We start from the raw sequence: 13,844 nt of genomic DNA, 5'->3' as shown, positions 1-13,844 counted from the left end.
CCGAGCCGCGATGGGCCGTTCAGTCTCGCGCCCCTCCAAAAAAGTCCGGCGCGGCAAGCGAACGCTGCGCCGTCGAGCCCCTCAATCCGGCTTGATGTCCGCCGCCTTGATCACCTTCGCCCAGGCCGCCAGTTCCTGGTCGACGAACTTGCCCAGCGCCGCCGGGTCCATGTAGGTGGCGAAGGCACCCTGCTCGTCCACTTTCTTGCGGAACGGCTCGCTCTCGACGATCTTCTTGATCTCCGCACTGAGCTTGTTGACGACCTCGGGCGGCGTCCTGGCCGGTGCGAACACCGCGAACCACGACTCCACCTCGTAGCCCGGCAACCCCGCCTCGGCCGAGGTCGGCACATCGGGCATCGACGGATGGCGCTTGCTGCCGGTGTACGCCAGCGGCTTGATGCGCCCGCCCGCGAAATGGCCGATGACCGAGGGCGGCGTGGTGATGAACATGTCGACGTTGCCCGCGATCAGGTCGTTGATGGCCGGGCCCGAGCCCTTGTAGGGCACGTGCGTCATCGGCTGCCTGGCCTGACGCGACAGCAGCTCGCCCGCGATGTGCTGGATGGAGCCGTTGCCCGACGAGGCGTAGAACAGGCCGCCCTCCTTCTTCTTCTTGCCGTAATCGATCAGCTCCTTCATCGAGTTCACGGGCAGCTTGCCGCTCACCGCGACCACGTGCGGCGCGCGCATCACCAGCGCCACCGGCACGAAGTCCTTGGTGGGGCTCCACTTGATCTGCGGAAAGAGCGCGGGGTTGCCGACGTGGTAGCCCGAGTACTGCATCAGCAGCGTGTAGCCGTCGGGCGCGGCGCGCGCCACCGCCTCGGTGCCGATGTTGCCGCTGGCGCCGGGCCTGTTGTCGACCACGATGGGCTGGCCCAGCGCGCGCTGCAGCGGGTCGGCCACCATACGCGCCATGATGTCGGTGGACCCGGCAGGCGCGGTGGGCACGATGAAGGTGATCGGTTTCGAGGGCCAGGTGTCGGCACTGGCCGCGCTGGCCGCCAGCACGAGGCCTGCGGCCATCAGAAGGCGATGGGTGGATTTCATGGTTTGTCTGTCTCCGGTGTTTTTAGGGTTGCATTCGAAGCCGGCGCGTCAGGGCGCCAGCTCGGATATCTCGATGAGATTCAGGTCGGGATCGCGCACGTAGACCGATCGGATGCGCGAGGTGGCGCCGGTCCGCATCACCGGGCCTTCGAGGATCGGAACGCCATTGTTCTTCAGCCGCGCGATCACGTCCTCGAGCGGCACGCTCGCGATGAAGCACAGGTCCAGCGAGCCCGGCGTCGGCACCTGCGCCTTGGGCTCGAACTCATGGCCCTTCACATGCAGGTTGATCTTCTGGTTGCCGAAGCGGAAGGCCTTGCGGTTCGCGCCGAAAGTCTCCAGCGCCATGCCCATCACGTCGACATAGAAGCGGGTACAGGCCTCCTCGTGAGCGGTGGTGAGCACCAGGTGGTCCAGATGGTCGATCATGCGTGCAGCTCCTTGGCCCGGCGCGCATGCGCGCGCGCCGCGATGTCGTTGAAATCCGCCGGCGGCGCATGCCGCGTGAGCCGGTGGCCGGCGCGGGAAACCTGGCTCGGCAATTCGTGCTGCACCAGCGCTTCGAGTTCCGAGGCGGCATCGATCAGGCCGTCCAGATCCATGCCGGTGTCGTAGCCCATGCATTGCAGCATGTGCACCACGTCCTCGGTGGCGACGTTGCCGGTGGCGCCGGGTGCATAGGGGCAGCCGCCGATGCCGCCCAGCGACATGTCGAGCCGCTCGATGCCCGCCTCGACTGCCGCCACCGTGTTCGCGAGCCCCATGCCGCGCGTGTTGTGAAAGTGCGCCGTCCACTGCAGGCCGGGATGCCGCGCCATCGCGGCCTCGCAGACGGCCTGCACCTGCGTGGGAAAAGCCATGCCCGTGGTGTCGCACAGCGTGATGCCCTGCACCTGCAGCGCCGCGAAGCGGTCGATCCATTCCAGCACCGCAGCCATCGGCACCTCGCCTTCCATCGGGCAGCCGAAGACGCAGGAGAGCGACACGTTCACCGGCACGCCGGCCCGCCTGGCCAGCGCGATGACCTCGGCCAGCTGCGCGAACGACTGCTCGCGCGTCATGCGCAGGTTGCTGAGGTTGTGGGTCTCGCTGACCGACATGACGATGTTGAATTCGCCGATGCGGCTCTCCAGAGCGCGCTCGGCCCCGCGCAGGTTCGGCACCAGCGCGGTATAGACCACGCCCGGCCGGCGCACGATGCGCTGCATCACTTCCTCGCCATCGCGCAGCGCCGGAATCGCCTTGGCGGAGGTGAACGAAGTCACCTCGATCTTGGCGTAGCCCAGCGTGCCCAGCCGATCGATGAGCGCGATCTTGTCGTCGGTGGGAATGAAGCGGCCCTCCATCTGGAAGCCGTCGCGCGTGGCCACTTCGTTGATGAAGAGCCGCTTGCCCTTGCCTTCTTTCATACGGCCTCGCTTTCTTCGGTGCGGCGCGCCGGCCAGCCCGCGCCTTGCAGCTCATCGGTGTGTTCGCCGAGCCGCGGCGCGGGATGCGCGATGCGCCCCGGCGTGGCGCTGAGCTTGGGCACCACGCCCGGCACCTTGAGCATTTCGCCGTCGGCGGTGGCCGTCTCGACGATCATCTGGCGCGCCAGGTACTGCGGATCGGTGGCGATGTCGGCCACCGTGTAGATGCGCCCGACCGGCACGCCGGCCGCATCGAGCACCGCGAGCACCTCGTCGCGGCTGCGCTGCAGCGTCCAGGCCTCGATGGCGGCATCGATCTCTTCCACCCGCTGCACGCGGCCATCGTTGTGCACGAGCTGCGGATCGTTCTCCAGGTCCGCGCGGCCGATGGCGCGCATCAGCCGCCTGAAGATGCTGTCGCCGTTGCCCGCCACCAGCACGTAGTGGCCGTCATTGCACTTGTAGGCATTGGTCGGCGCAATGCCCGGCAGGGCGCTGCCGGCGCGCTCGCGCACCGCGCCGAACGCGTCGTATTCGGGCAGCAGGCTTTCCATCACGTTGAAGACCGACTCGTAGAGCGCCACGTCGATGAATTGCCCCTCGCCGCCATGGACCGTGCGATGGTGCAGCGCCGTGAGCACGCCGATCACGCCATGCAGCGCCGCCAGCGTGTCGCCGAGCGAGACGCCCACGCGCACCGGCACCCGGCCCGGCTCGCCGCTCAGGTAGCGCAGCCCGCCCATCGATTCGCCGAGCACGCCGAAGCCCGGCTTGTCGCGGTACGGCCCGGTCTGCCCGTAGCCCGAGATGCGCAGCATGATGAGCCGCGGGTTGAGCGCATGCAGCTGCTCCCAGCCCAGGCCCCAGCCTTCGAGCGTGCCGGGCTTGAAGTTCTCGATCAGCACGTCGGCCTCCAGCGCCAGCGCGCGCACGGCCTGCTGGCCTTCGGCGCTGCGCAGGTCGAGGCACACCGAGCGCTTGTTGCGCGACTGCACCTCCCACCACACCGAAGTGCCTTCGCGCAGCAGCCGCCACTTGCGCAGCGGATCGCCGACGCCGGCCGGCTCGACCTTGATCACGTCGGCGCCGAATTCCGCGAGCGTCTTGCCCGCGAACGGGCCGGCGATGAGCTGGCCGAGCTCCAGCACCTTGAGGCCTTCGAGTGCATTCATCTTGCGTCTGTCTCCTGGTTGGTTGCCCCAACTCTAGGAACAGATCGCGGCGAGCGGAATTGCTTTGATGGCAGGAGGCCTTCGCAAAATGCGAAGGCTTTCTAGAATGAACGGATGGCCGTTCCCATCAACCCCGCCCGCGTCGACTTCGTCACGCTGCGCCTGTTCTGCGCCGTGGCCCAGTCGGGCAGCATCACCAAGGGCGCGGAAGCCTGCCACCTGGCGCTCTCGGCCGCCAGCCGGCGGCTTTCGGACTTCGAGGCGGCCACGGGATCGAAGCTGCTGGAGCGCAGCTCGCAAGGCATCGCGCTGACCCCGGCCGGCCACGTGGCCATGCAGCATGCAATGCGGCTGTTCCAGGGCTTCGAGCAGTTCAGCAACGAGCTCGGCGACTACTCGAGCGGGGTGCGCGGCCATGTGCGGCTGTGGGCCAACATGTCGGCGCTCACCGAGTTCCTGCCGGCCACGCTCGCCGCCTTCCTGGGCCAGCACCCGGACATCCGCGTCGAGGTCGAGGAACAGCTGAGCGGCGACATCGTGCGCGCGCTGGTCGACGGCCTGGCCGACGTGGGCGTGTTCGCCGAGAACACGCCAGCCTACGGGCTCGACGTGGCGCCGTTCCAGACCGACGAGCTGGTGGTGCTGTGCGCCCGGCAGCATCCGCTCGCACGCACCCGCCGGACCGATTTCAAGACCTGCCTCGCGCATGAGTTCGTGGGCCTGAACCGCAGCAGCTCGCTGCTCGAACTCACTTCGCGCGCGGCCGAGCAGGCCGGCATTCCGATGCGACTGCGCGTGCAGGTGCGCAGCTTCGATGCGATGTGCCACATGATCGCGGCCAACCTCGGCATCGGCGTGGTGCCGCTCGCGGCCTGCAAGGCGCAGGTGAACGCACTCGGCCTCAAGGTGGTTCGGCTCAGCGACGCCTGGGCCGTGCGCCGTCTGCTGATGGCGACCAAGACGGGCGAGACCTTGTCGCCGGCGGCGCAGCTGCTGGTGGGGCAGTTGATGGCGTCGTCCAACTGAAAACGAGACCGGAACGGTCTCCTTGAAGCATCAGCCCTAAGGCAGCTCGAACCCCGCCTTGAGCGTCTCGCGCAGATGGCTCACGAACAGGTTGACCGCGCGCGGAATGTGCAGCGAATAAGGCCGTATGGCGTAGATCTGGTCGGCAAAGGCGCCCGTGGGCTGCCAGTCGGGGAGCACCTCGACCAGCTTGCCCGCCTGCAGGCCCGACTGCGCGCTGAAGTCGGGCAAGAGCGCAATGCCCAGCCCCGCCTGGGCCGCGTCGCGCAGCGCCTCGCTGTTGTTGGCCGCCAGCGGACCGGCAATGGGCACGGTCACGCGCTCGGCCTGGCGCGCGCGGCCGCCGCGCCGCTCGAACGACCACACGTTGGTTTCCTGCCCGCGCGGATAGTGCAGGCAGTCGTGCTCGGTCAGCATGGGCGGCGCCAGCGGGGTGCCGCGGCGGCGCAGGTAGGCCCGGCTGGCCACCAGCACCGAGCGCGTGTCGCACAGGCGCCAGGCCACGTGCGTGTCGGGCGGCGATGCGGCATGCCGCACCGCGAGGTCGAAGCCTTCCGTGGCCAGCGAACTCAGCCGGTCGGAAAGCTCCATCTCGATGCGGATCGACGGATGCGCCAGCAGAAAATCGGCGAGCCTGGGCAGCAGCTGCTGCCGCCCCAGCGCCACCGGCGCGGTGACCCGCACCAGGCCGCGCGGTTCGCCCGCATGGTCCTGCGCCTGCAGGAAGCTGTGGGCGATCTGCTCGAAGGGCTCGCGCGTCTGGTCGACCAGCTGCTGTCCGGCCTCGGTCAGCCGCATGCTGCGGGTGGTGCGGCGCACCAGGGTGACGCCCACGGCGCGCTCCAGCTCGGCGATGCGCTGGCTCATGGCGGCCTTGCTCACGCCCAGGCGCGCCGCGGCGGCGGTATAGCTGCCCTGCTGGCCGAGCACGATCAGCCAGTGCAGGTGCATCCAGAGCGATTCGGCTTTTTGCAGATCCATGGTGGGATTGTTCACTATAGCGAACAAACAGTTCAACTCCAGCGTCTAGGCAGGCGCCCTTCCCCTTTCTAGACTGGCGCAATCACTTGACCTGGGACCCTCCATGACCACACAGATCGCGCATTTCATCGGCGGCCAGCACGCCGCCGGCACCTCCGACCGCACGCAGGACGTCACCAATCCGGCCACCGGCAAGGTCACGGGCAAGGTGGCGCTGGCCGCCCAGGCCGACGTCGATGCCGCGGTGGCCGCCGCGCAGGCCGCCTTCCCCAAGTGGGCCGACACGCCGCCGATCCGCCGCGCCCGCGTGATGTTCAAGTTCCTGGAGCTGCTCAACCTGCACAAGGACGAGCTCGCGCACATGATCACCGCCGAGCACGGCAAGGTGTTCACCGACGCGCAGGGCGAGGTCTCGCGCGGCATCGACATCGTCGAGTTCGCCTGCGGCATCCCGCAGCTGCTCAAGGGCGACTTCACCGACCAGGTCTCCACCGGCATCGACAACTGGACGCTGCGCCAGCCGCTCGGCGTGGTCGCCGGCATCACGCCCTTCAACTTCCCGGTGATGGTGCCGATGTGGATGTTCCCGGTGGCCATTGCCGCGGGCAACACCTTCGTGCTCAAGCCCAGCCCGACCGACCCGACCCCGTCGCTGCGCATGGCCGAGCTGCTGAAGGAGGCGGGCCTGCCCGACGGCGTGTTCAACGTGGTGCAGGGCGACAAGGTGGCGGTCGATGCGCTGCTCGAGCACCCCGACGTCAAGGCCGTGAGCTTCGTGGGCTCCACGCCCATTGCCAACTACATCTACGAAACCGGCGCCCGCAACGGCAAGCGCGTGCAGGCGCTCGGCGGCGCAAAGAACCACATGGTGGTGATGCCCGACGCCGACATCGACCAGACGGTGGATGCGCTGATCGGCGCGGGCTACGGCTCGGCCGGCGAGCGCTGCATGGCCATCAGCGTGGCGGTGCTGGTGGGCGACGTGGCCGACAAGATCATTCCCAAGCTCGTCGAGCGCACGAAGACGCTCAAGGTGCTCGACGGCGAGAACCTCGCGGCCGAGATGGGCCCGATCGTCACGCGCGCGGCGCACGAGCGCATCACGGGCTACATCGCCCAGGGCGAAAAAGAAGGCGCGAAACTGCTGGTCGACGGCCGCCAGTTCGATGGCAGCAAGGCTGGCGACGGCTGCGGCGACGGCTTCTGGATGGGCGGCACGCTGTTCGACCACGTCACGCCCGAGATGCGCATCTACAAGGAAGAGATCTTCGGCCCGGTGCTCTCCTGCGTGCGCGTGGCCAGCTTCAAGGACGCGGTCGACCTGGTCAACGACCATGAATTCGGCAACGGCGTGAGCTGCTTCACGCGCGACGGCAACGTGGCGCGCGAATTCAGCCGCCGCATCCAGGTGGGCATGGTCGGCATCAACGTGCCGATCCCGGTGCCCATGGCATGGCACGGCTTCGGCGGCTGGAAGCGCAGCCTGTTCGGCGACATGCACGCCTATGGCGAGGAAGGCGTTCGCTTCTACACCAAGCAGAAGTCGATCATGCAGCGCTGGCCCGAGAGCATTGGCAAGGGCGCCGAGTTCGTGATGCCCACCGCCAAGTAGAAGATGCAGCGGCGGCCGGCACGGGGCATGCCGGCCTGCCCGCGGGCTAACGAAAGGCTGACTTGCTCCGCGGCGTGGGAGCGGCCAGACTTGCGCATGAACCGGTGCCTGCGCCCATGACAGCAAGCAAGAGAGCCGCGCGAAGCCTGTCGGCCGTGCCGTCGACCTTGCGGATCCCGCTCGCCGCGCGCGCTTCGGGCGACGCGATGTTTCCGCAGATGGCCGTGCGCGACGCCTACGCCGCCTCGATCCTCGAGAAGATCCGCGACGAAGGCCATCCGCTGCCCGAGGACCGGACCACCATCTACAGCATCCTGAGCCGCACGCGGCGCTTCCGCGGCCTCGCGCAGGAGTTCCTCAAGCAGCATCCGGGCGGCCGCGTGGTGAACATGGGCTGCGGCCTGAGCCACTACTTCCAGTGGCTGGACGACGGAAGGTCGCGCATGACGGATGCCGACCTGCCCGAGGTGATGGCGCTGCGCCGCGAGCTGATTCCCGAGACCCACCCGCGCCACGATGCGCGCGAGCTCGACCTCACATCGCCGCGCTGGTGGGACGCGCTCGAACTGCCGCGCAAGCGCCAGGCGCAGCCGGTCTTCCTCTTCACCGAAGGCGTCCTGATGTACCTTCAGCCGCAGCAGGCGCAGGCCGTGCTTGCGACCTTCGGCGAACGCGCGCCCGCGGGCTCGGTGCTGGCCTTCGATGCGGTCTGCTGGCTTGCCGTGGGCCGCGCCGCGCAGCATCCCTCGCTGCGCGCCACCGGGGCGGAGTTCCACTGGGGGCTGCGCAAGACCGCCGAGCTGACGCAGCCCCATCCGCGCCTGCGGCTCGATGCCACCTACCGGGTGCTCGAAGGCAGCGGCCTGGCCTACACCCTGTTCGCGCCACTGGTGCTGATGCTGCTCGGCCTGCCGCTCTATGCCGTCTACGCGCTGGGCGTGGCCGACAGCGCCGATACATAAACGCACAAATTTCTCAAATCCCGGCCTTGTCCGGCTCGCGCTGCGCAGCTTGGCTGACGCGCCAAACCCCGCGGCCGCGGCATGCTCGTCGCTCCTGTGCGCGGAAAATCCAGGGCGCCGGCTGCATTAGGATGGTTTCCCCGGCCGCATCGCCTTCCGCTCATTCCTTTTCGTACTCCACGACGTACTCCCAAGACCGCAACCCTCAAGAAACACATGCTTGATCGCCGATCCTTCCTTGCCGCAGGTGGTGCCGCCGCCGCACTCGCCGCCCTTGGACTGCCCGAAGAGGCACTGGCCGCCAACGGCCTGAAGCTGAGCCAGCCTTCGCCCTTCTCGTTCGACCGCCTCGTGGCGCAGGCCAGGCGCCTGGCCGGGCAGCCCTATGCCGCGGCCGCGCCGCTCGCACCCGAGGTGCTCGAGAAGATCGACTACGACGCACACGGCAAGATCAAGTTCGACCCGGCCAACGCCCTCTTCCGCGACGGCCCGGGCGCCTTTCCCGTCACCTTCTTCCACCTCGGCCGCTTCTTCCAGACACCCGTGCGCATGCACGTGCTAGAGAATTCCGATGGCGACGCCTTCGCACGCGAGGTGCTCTACAGCCCTTCGTACTTCTCGATGCCGCCCGACAGCCCGGCGCGCGCGCTGCCAGCCGGCGCTGGCTTTGCGGGCTTCCGGCTGCAGGAAAGCCGCCTGGGCGACCAGAGCAAGCTCGACTGGCAGAAGAACGACTGGGTGGCCTTCCTGGGCGCCTCCTACTTCCGCGCGATCGGCGAGCTCTACCAGTACGGCCTGTCGGCGCGTGGCCTTGCGCTCGACGTGGCGGTGCCCGACAAGCCCGAGGAATTCCCCACCTTCACGCGCTTCTACTTCGAGACGCCGGCTGCGAACAACACCACATCGATGACCGTCTACGCGCTGCTCGAAGGGCCGAGCGTCACGGGCGTGTTCAAGTTCGTGATGCAGCGCGGCAAGGCCGTGATCATGGACATCGACGCACGCGTTTTCCTGCGCCGCGACGTGTCGCGCCTGGGCCTGGTGCCGCTCACCTCGATGTACTGGTACTCGGAGACCATCAAGCCCACCGCCATCGACTGGCGCCCCGAGGTGCACGACTCCGACGGCCTGGCCATCTGGAACGGCGCGGGCGAGCGCATCTGGCGCCCGCTCAACAACCCGACGCAGACGCGCGCCTCGGCCTTTGCGGACACCCGGCCGCGCGGTTTCGGGCTGCTGCAGCGCGACCGTGCGTTCGACAACTACCAGGACGGCGTCAACTACGAGAAGCGCCCCAGCCTCTGGATCGAGCCGCTGGGCGACTGGGGCGAAGGCTCGGTGCAGCTGATCGAGATCCCGACCGACGACGAGATCCACGACAACATCGTCGCCTTCTGGGTGCCCAAGGCCGAGGCCAAGGCGGGCGCGAGCTACAGCCTGCAGTACCGGCTGCACTGGACCGATCAGGAGCCCTTTCCCTCGCCGCTCGCGCGCTGCGTGGCCACGCGCATCGGACGCGGCGGACAGCCCGGCCAGCCGCGCCCGCCGGGCGTGCGCAAGTTCATGGTGGAGTTCGTCGGGCAGCCGCTCACCACCGTGCCCTTCGGCGTGAAGCCCGAGCTGGTGCTGACGGCGCCGCGCGGCAAGTTCTCCTACGTCTTTGCCGAGGCCGTGCCGAACGGTGTGCCGGGCCACTGGCGCGCACAGTTCGACTTCACGCCCGAAGGCAACGAGCCGATCGACATGCGGCTCTACCTGAAGACCGGCGACAAGACGCTGACCGAAACCTGGCTGTTCCAGTACCAGCCAGCCTGAGGCCGCCGATACTTCAGCGCCTGCCCGGCTGGTTGTAGGGCGCGAAGAGCTCCACCGCCCAATCGACGAACACCCGCAGCTTCGCGCTCAGGTGCCGGTTGGGGGGATACACCACGTGCAGCGGATACGGCGGCGGCGCCCAGCCCTGCAACATCTCGACGAGTGCGCCGCTCGCGAGGTACGGAGCAGCCATCACGTCGAAGGTCTGCGCCACGCCCATGCCGGTGAGCATGGCCGTCAGGTGCGCGGTGCTCTCGTTCACGCCCACCACGGTGTGGCCATGGATCTCGATGCGCTCGTCGCCGCGCACATAGCGCAGCGGAATCGGTCGGTTGCTCAGCGACGAGAAGTAGCCCACCACGCGGTGCGTGCCGTCGCCGAGGTCCGCCGGCGTCTTCGGCATGCCGTGGCGCTCCAGATAGGCCGGCGTCGCGCAGGTCACGAAGCGCAAGGTCGCGATGCGGCGCGCCACGAGCGACTGGTCGCTCAGTTCGCCCGCACGGATCACGCAGTCGACCGCATCGCCGATCAGGTTCACGGGCCGGTCGCTCACGCCGATCTCGAGCTCGATCTCCGGATACCGCGCATGAAACGCCGGCAGTTGTGGAATCAGGATCATGTTGGCAAAGGAGGACCCGACGTCCACCCTCAGCCGCCCGCGCGGATTGGCTTGTGCGTTGGTGAGGTCCGATTCGATGCCTTCGAGCTCCGCCAGCACGCGCGCGGTGCGCTCGTAGTACGCCGCGCCCTCGGGCGTGACCGTCACGCGCCGCGTCGTGCGCTGCAGCAGCTTCACGCGCAGATGCGTCTCGAGCTGCTGCACCATTTTTGTCACGGTGGGCTTGGGCATCTGCAGCGAGTCGGCCGCGCGGGTGAAGGTGCCCGCCTCGACCACCCTGGCGAAGACGCGCATGGCGGTGATCTGGTCCATCGCTGGATTATTAGTGATTCGTGAATAAACATATCCTCCGAGGCGTCTTGGTCCGCGAGCGGGTCGCGCCCAAACTTCGTTCCGTCGTCAACGCTGCATTGCAGCCATCAAGGAAGAAGGAAACCATGACCCTCAAGCTCAGCGACAAGATCGCCCTCGTCACCGGCGGCACCAGCGGCATCGGCCTTGCCACCGCGCAACGCTTCGTGGCCGAAGGCGCCCACGTGTTCATCACCGGCCGCCGCCAGGCCGAGCTCGACGCAGCCGTCAAAACCATCGGCCGCAACGTGACCGGCGTGCTCGGCGACGTGTCGAAGACCGCCGATCTCGATCGGCTCTATGCCGCCATCAAGGAACAAAAGGGCCGACTCGACGTGCTCTTCGCGAACGCAGGCGGCGGCAGCCTGCTGCCGCTGGGCCAGATCACCGAAGAGCATTTCGACAAGATCTTTGGCACCAATGTGCGCGGCCTGCTCTTTACCGTGCAGAAGGCGTTGCCGCTGATGCCGAAGGGCGCGTCGATCGTCCTCAACGCATCGATCACCAGCATCAAGGGCACGCCCGCCTTCAGCGTCTACAGTGCGACCAAGGCGGCGGTGCGCAGCTTCGCGCGCAGCTGGGCGGTGGACCTGAAGGATGCCGGCATCCGAGTCAACGCGGTCAGTCCCGGCGTGGTGCCTACCCCGGCCTACGACCTGCTGGGCCTCACGGCGGAACAGGTGAAAGGCTTCATCGAGGGACAGGCGCAGAACATTCCACTTGGCCGGGTAGGCACGCCCGACGAGATCGCCAAGGCCGTGGTATTCCTGGCCTCCGACGACAGCAGCTTCGTGCACGGAGCGGAGCTCTTCGTCGACGGAGGCATGGCGCAAATATAGGCACGCCCCGCCCCAGGCTCACGAACCGAGCACTCCGGTTCAGCGCTTCTTGACGGAAACCAGCTCGACCTCGAAGTTGAGCGTGGCATTCGGCGGAATCACGCCGCCTGCGCCGCGCGAGCCATAGGCGATGGCCGGCGGGCAGGTCAGCTTGGCCTTGCCGCCCGGCTTCATCTTCTGCACGCCTTCGGTCCAGCAGGGGATCACGCCGTTGAGCGGAAACTCGGTCGGCTCGCCGCGGCTGTAGGAGCTGTCGAATTCCTTGCCGCTGTCGGGAAAGGTGCCGCGGTAGTGCACCTTGACCACGTCGGTGGCGGCGGGCGATGCACCGGTGCCTTCCTTCAGCGACTGGTAGACCAGGCCGCTCGGCGTGGTGACGGGTGCCGACTGCGCCCAGGCGGAGGACACCGCGCACAGAGAAACCAGGACGGCACAGAAGACAGACAAGGAAGAAGAGGAAGACTTCACTGAACACCTCGGGAGATTGGAAAGGCACGATTATGGCCAGCGGTGGAACGGGCCTTGCTTTGCCGGATACGCACTGTCAACATCCGCAAAAGGAGGAAGCCCCATGCAGTCCACCGCAGTCACGCCGGCCGCAGCCGCTGTTCCCGCAGGCACCGGCCACCTGAAGAAGGTCCTCGGCCCCGTCCAGCTCTGGGGCATCGCCGTGGGCCTGGTCATCTCGGGCGAGTACTTTGGCTGGAGCTATGGCTGGAACACCGCCGGCACGCTCGGCTTCCTGGTGGCCACGGTGCTGGTGGCCACGATGTACACCACCTTCATCTTCAGCTTCACCGAGCTCTCCACCGCCATCCCGCATGCGGGTGGCCCCTTTGCCTATGCGCGGCGCGCCTTCGGTCCGACCGGCGGCTTCGTGGCGGGCTTTGCCACGCTGATCGAGTTCGTCTTTGCGCCGCCGGCCATCGCGCTGGCCATCGGCGCCTACCTCAACGTGCAGTTCCCGGGCATCAACCCCAAGTGGTTCGCGCTGGGCGCGTACGTGATCTTCATCGCGCTCAACTGGATCGGCATCGGCATTGCGGCGGCCTTCGAGCTGTTCGTGACGGTGCTCGCGATCGTCGAGCTGCTGGTGTTCATGGGCGTGGTCACGCCGGGCTGGACCATGGCCAACTTCGTTGCCAACGGCTGGGCCGGCGGCAGCGTGCTCAACGGCGCGGCCATCTCGGGCATCTTCGCGTCGATACCGTTCGCGATCTGGTTCTTCCTGGCCATCGAGGGCGCGGCCATGGCCGCCGAGGAAGCGCGCGATCCGCACCGCACCATTCCCATCGCCTACACCACGGGCATCGTCACGCTGGTGGTGCTGGCCTTCGGCGTGATGATCTTCGCCGGCGGCGTGGGCGACTGGCGCAAGCTCGCCAACATCAACGACCCACTGCCGCAGGCCATGAAGGCGGTGGTGGGCGACAACAGCGGCTGGCTGCACATGCTGGTGTGGATCGGCCTCTTCGGCCTGATCGCCTCGTTCCACGGAATCATCATGGGCTATTCGCGCCAGATCTTCGCGCTGGCGCGCGCGGGCTACCTGCCGCGCTACTTCGCGGGCCTGAGCCCGCGCTTCGACACGCCGCACCGCGCGCTGCTGGCGGGCGGCGTGATCGGCGTGGTCGCCATCTTCAGCGACGAGTGGGTGCAGTTCGGCGGCCAGACGCTCACGGCCAACATCGTGACCATGGCCGTGCTCGGCGCCATCGTGATGTACCTGATCTCGATGGCCGCGCTCTTCAAGCTGCGCCGCAGCGAGCCCGGCCTGCTGCGCGCCTACCGCGCGCCCTTCTATCCGGTGTTTCCGGCGATTGCGCTCGGGCTCGGGGTGGTCTGCCTGGGTGCCATGGTCTGGTTCAACGCCATGCTCACGCTGCTGTTCGTGGTGCTGATGGCCCTGGCCTACGGCTACTTCCTGCTGACCTCGGCGCAGCGCAAGGCGGCGGCGCCCGACGAGATGCTTTCCTCAACGCGCACTCTGTGAAGAGGAAGGAAA

At 67.7% G+C, this 13,844-nt stretch carries 13 protein-coding genes; 6 read left to right on the top strand and 7 right to left on the bottom strand.

Features of this window, described 5'->3' with window-relative positions; genetic code table 11:
- Positions 1-81: 81 nt before the first annotated feature.
- Genes FB547_RS18415 through FB547_RS18400 form a run of 4 tightly spaced genes read right to left on the bottom strand, consistent with a single transcriptional unit; the run spans position 82 to position 3,634 of the window.
- Positions 82-1,053 (bottom strand): Bug family tripartite tricarboxylate transporter substrate binding protein, encoded by a 972-nt coding sequence (locus tag FB547_RS18415; protein ID WP_145744704.1) that lies wholly within the window; start codon positions 1,051-1,053, stop codon positions 82-84.
- 48 nt (positions 1,054-1,101) lie between these two features.
- Positions 1,102-1,482, bottom strand: coding sequence for a VOC family protein (locus FB547_RS18410; protein WP_145744702.1), 381 nt, complete (start codon positions 1,480-1,482; stop codon positions 1,102-1,104).
- A complete protein-coding gene (locus FB547_RS18405; protein WP_145744700.1) occupies positions 1,479-2,462 on the bottom strand; it encodes a hydroxymethylglutaryl-CoA lyase in 984 nt (327 codons plus the stop codon). The genes FB547_RS18410 and FB547_RS18405 overlap by 4 nt, the downstream gene beginning before the upstream one ends.
- Positions 2,459-3,634, bottom strand: a complete 1,176-nt coding sequence (locus FB547_RS18400; protein WP_145744698.1) for a CaiB/BaiF CoA transferase family protein — start codon at positions 3,632-3,634, stop codon at positions 2,459-2,461. The genes FB547_RS18405 and FB547_RS18400 overlap by 4 nt, the downstream gene beginning before the upstream one ends.
- Positions 3,635-3,748: 114 nt before the next feature.
- Here FB547_RS18400 and FB547_RS18395 point away from each other — a divergent pair, with 114 nt between their 5' ends.
- Positions 3,749-4,660, top strand: coding sequence for a LysR family transcriptional regulator (locus FB547_RS18395; protein ID WP_145744696.1), 912 nt, complete (start codon positions 3,749-3,751; stop codon positions 4,658-4,660).
- A 36-nt stretch (positions 4,661-4,696) separates the two neighbouring features.
- Here the strand turns inward: FB547_RS18395 and FB547_RS18390 are convergent, their stop codons facing one another.
- Positions 4,697-5,641, bottom strand: coding sequence for a LysR family transcriptional regulator (locus FB547_RS18390; protein WP_145744694.1), 945 nt, complete (start codon positions 5,639-5,641; stop codon positions 4,697-4,699).
- A gap of 103 nt (positions 5,642-5,744) precedes the next feature.
- On the opposite strand from FB547_RS18390, the gene FB547_RS18385 reads away from it, so the two are divergent.
- From FB547_RS18385 to FB547_RS18375, 3 genes are all read left to right on the top strand, one after another.
- Positions 5,745-7,253: a CoA-acylating methylmalonate-semialdehyde dehydrogenase gene (locus FB547_RS18385; protein ID WP_145744692.1), complete on the top strand. Its 1,509-nt coding sequence runs from the start codon at positions 5,745-5,747 to the stop codon at positions 7,251-7,253.
- Positions 7,254-7,369: 116 nt separating this feature from the next.
- Positions 7,370-8,215, top strand: a complete 846-nt coding sequence (locus tag FB547_RS18380) for a class I SAM-dependent methyltransferase (RefSeq protein ID WP_145744690.1) — start codon at positions 7,370-7,372, stop codon at positions 8,213-8,215.
- A 216-nt stretch (positions 8,216-8,431) separates the two neighbouring features.
- Entirely contained in the window at positions 8,432-10,030 is a 1,599-nt protein-coding gene (locus tag FB547_RS18375) for a glucan biosynthesis protein (RefSeq protein ID WP_145744688.1), read from the top strand.
- 13 nt (positions 10,031-10,043) lie between these two features.
- Here FB547_RS18375 and FB547_RS18370 read toward each other — a convergent pair whose 3' ends face one another.
- Positions 10,044-10,961 carry a LysR family transcriptional regulator gene (locus FB547_RS18370; RefSeq protein ID WP_145744686.1) on the bottom strand — a complete coding sequence of 306 codons (918 nt, stop codon included), beginning with the start codon at positions 10,959-10,961 and terminating at the stop codon, positions 10,044-10,046.
- Positions 10,962-11,086: 125 nt separating this feature from the next.
- On the opposite strand from FB547_RS18370, the gene FB547_RS18365 reads away from it, so the two are divergent.
- The gene (locus FB547_RS18365) at positions 11,087-11,839 is read left to right on the top strand and encodes a glucose 1-dehydrogenase (RefSeq protein WP_145744684.1); all 753 of its coding nucleotides are present in this window, start codon (positions 11,087-11,089) and stop codon (positions 11,837-11,839) included.
- A gap of 39 nt (positions 11,840-11,878) precedes the next feature.
- On the opposite strand, the gene FB547_RS18360 is transcribed toward FB547_RS18365, so the two are convergent.
- Positions 11,879-12,256, bottom strand: a complete 378-nt coding sequence (locus FB547_RS18360) for an FKBP-type peptidyl-prolyl cis-trans isomerase (protein ID WP_370878910.1) — start codon at positions 12,254-12,256, stop codon at positions 11,879-11,881.
- A 154-nt stretch (positions 12,257-12,410) separates the two neighbouring features.
- On the opposite strand from FB547_RS18360, the gene eat reads away from it, so the two are divergent.
- On the top strand, positions 12,411-13,832 hold the full coding sequence (gene eat, locus FB547_RS18355) for an ethanolamine permease (RefSeq protein ID WP_145744681.1): 1,422 nt from the start codon (positions 12,411-12,413) through the stop codon (positions 13,830-13,832).
- The last annotated feature ends 12 nt before the right edge of the window (positions 13,833-13,844 follow it).

The organism is Variovorax beijingensis (assembly GCF_007828835.1).
GTDB classification, from domain to species: Bacteria; Pseudomonadota; Gammaproteobacteria; order Burkholderiales; family Burkholderiaceae_C; genus Variovorax; species Variovorax beijingensis_A.
Note: the sequence above shows the minus strand (reverse complement) of the source record. Positions and strands in the feature narration are given on the sequence as shown.

What these genes read in the sequence shown, in the direction of transcription:
- FB547_RS18415 (WP_145744704.1), bottom strand. Translation starts at nt 1,053, where the DNA reads ATGAAATCCACCCATCGCCTTCTGATGGCCGCAGGCCTCGTGCTGGCG.
- FB547_RS18410 (WP_145744702.1), bottom strand. Translation starts at nt 1,482, where the DNA reads ATGATCGACCATCTGGACCACCTGGTGCTCACCACCGCTCACGAGGAG.
- FB547_RS18405 (WP_145744700.1), bottom strand. Translation starts at nt 2,462, where the DNA reads ATGAAAGAAGGCAAGGGCAAGCGGCTCTTCATCAACGAAGTGGCCACG.
- FB547_RS18400 (WP_145744698.1), bottom strand. Translation starts at nt 3,634, where the DNA reads ATGAATGCACTCGAAGGCCTCAAGGTGCTGGAGCTCGGCCAGCTCATC.
- FB547_RS18395 (WP_145744696.1), top strand. Translation starts at nt 3,749, where the DNA reads ATGGCCGTTCCCATCAACCCCGCCCGCGTCGACTTCGTCACGCTGCGC.
- FB547_RS18390 (WP_145744694.1), bottom strand. Translation starts at nt 5,641, where the DNA reads ATGGATCTGCAAAAAGCCGAATCGCTCTGGATGCACCTGCACTGGCTG.
- FB547_RS18385 (WP_145744692.1), top strand. Translation starts at nt 5,745, where the DNA reads ATGACCACACAGATCGCGCATTTCATCGGCGGCCAGCACGCCGCCGGC.
- FB547_RS18380 (WP_145744690.1), top strand. Translation starts at nt 7,370, where the DNA reads ATGACAGCAAGCAAGAGAGCCGCGCGAAGCCTGTCGGCCGTGCCGTCG.
- FB547_RS18375 (WP_145744688.1), top strand. Translation starts at nt 8,432, where the DNA reads ATGCTTGATCGCCGATCCTTCCTTGCCGCAGGTGGTGCCGCCGCCGCA.
- FB547_RS18370 (WP_145744686.1), bottom strand. Translation starts at nt 10,961, where the DNA reads ATGGACCAGATCACCGCCATGCGCGTCTTCGCCAGGGTGGTCGAGGCG.
- FB547_RS18365 (WP_145744684.1), top strand. Translation starts at nt 11,087, where the DNA reads ATGACCCTCAAGCTCAGCGACAAGATCGCCCTCGTCACCGGCGGCACC.
- eat (WP_145744681.1), top strand. Translation starts at nt 12,411, where the DNA reads ATGCAGTCCACCGCAGTCACGCCGGCCGCAGCCGCTGTTCCCGCAGGC.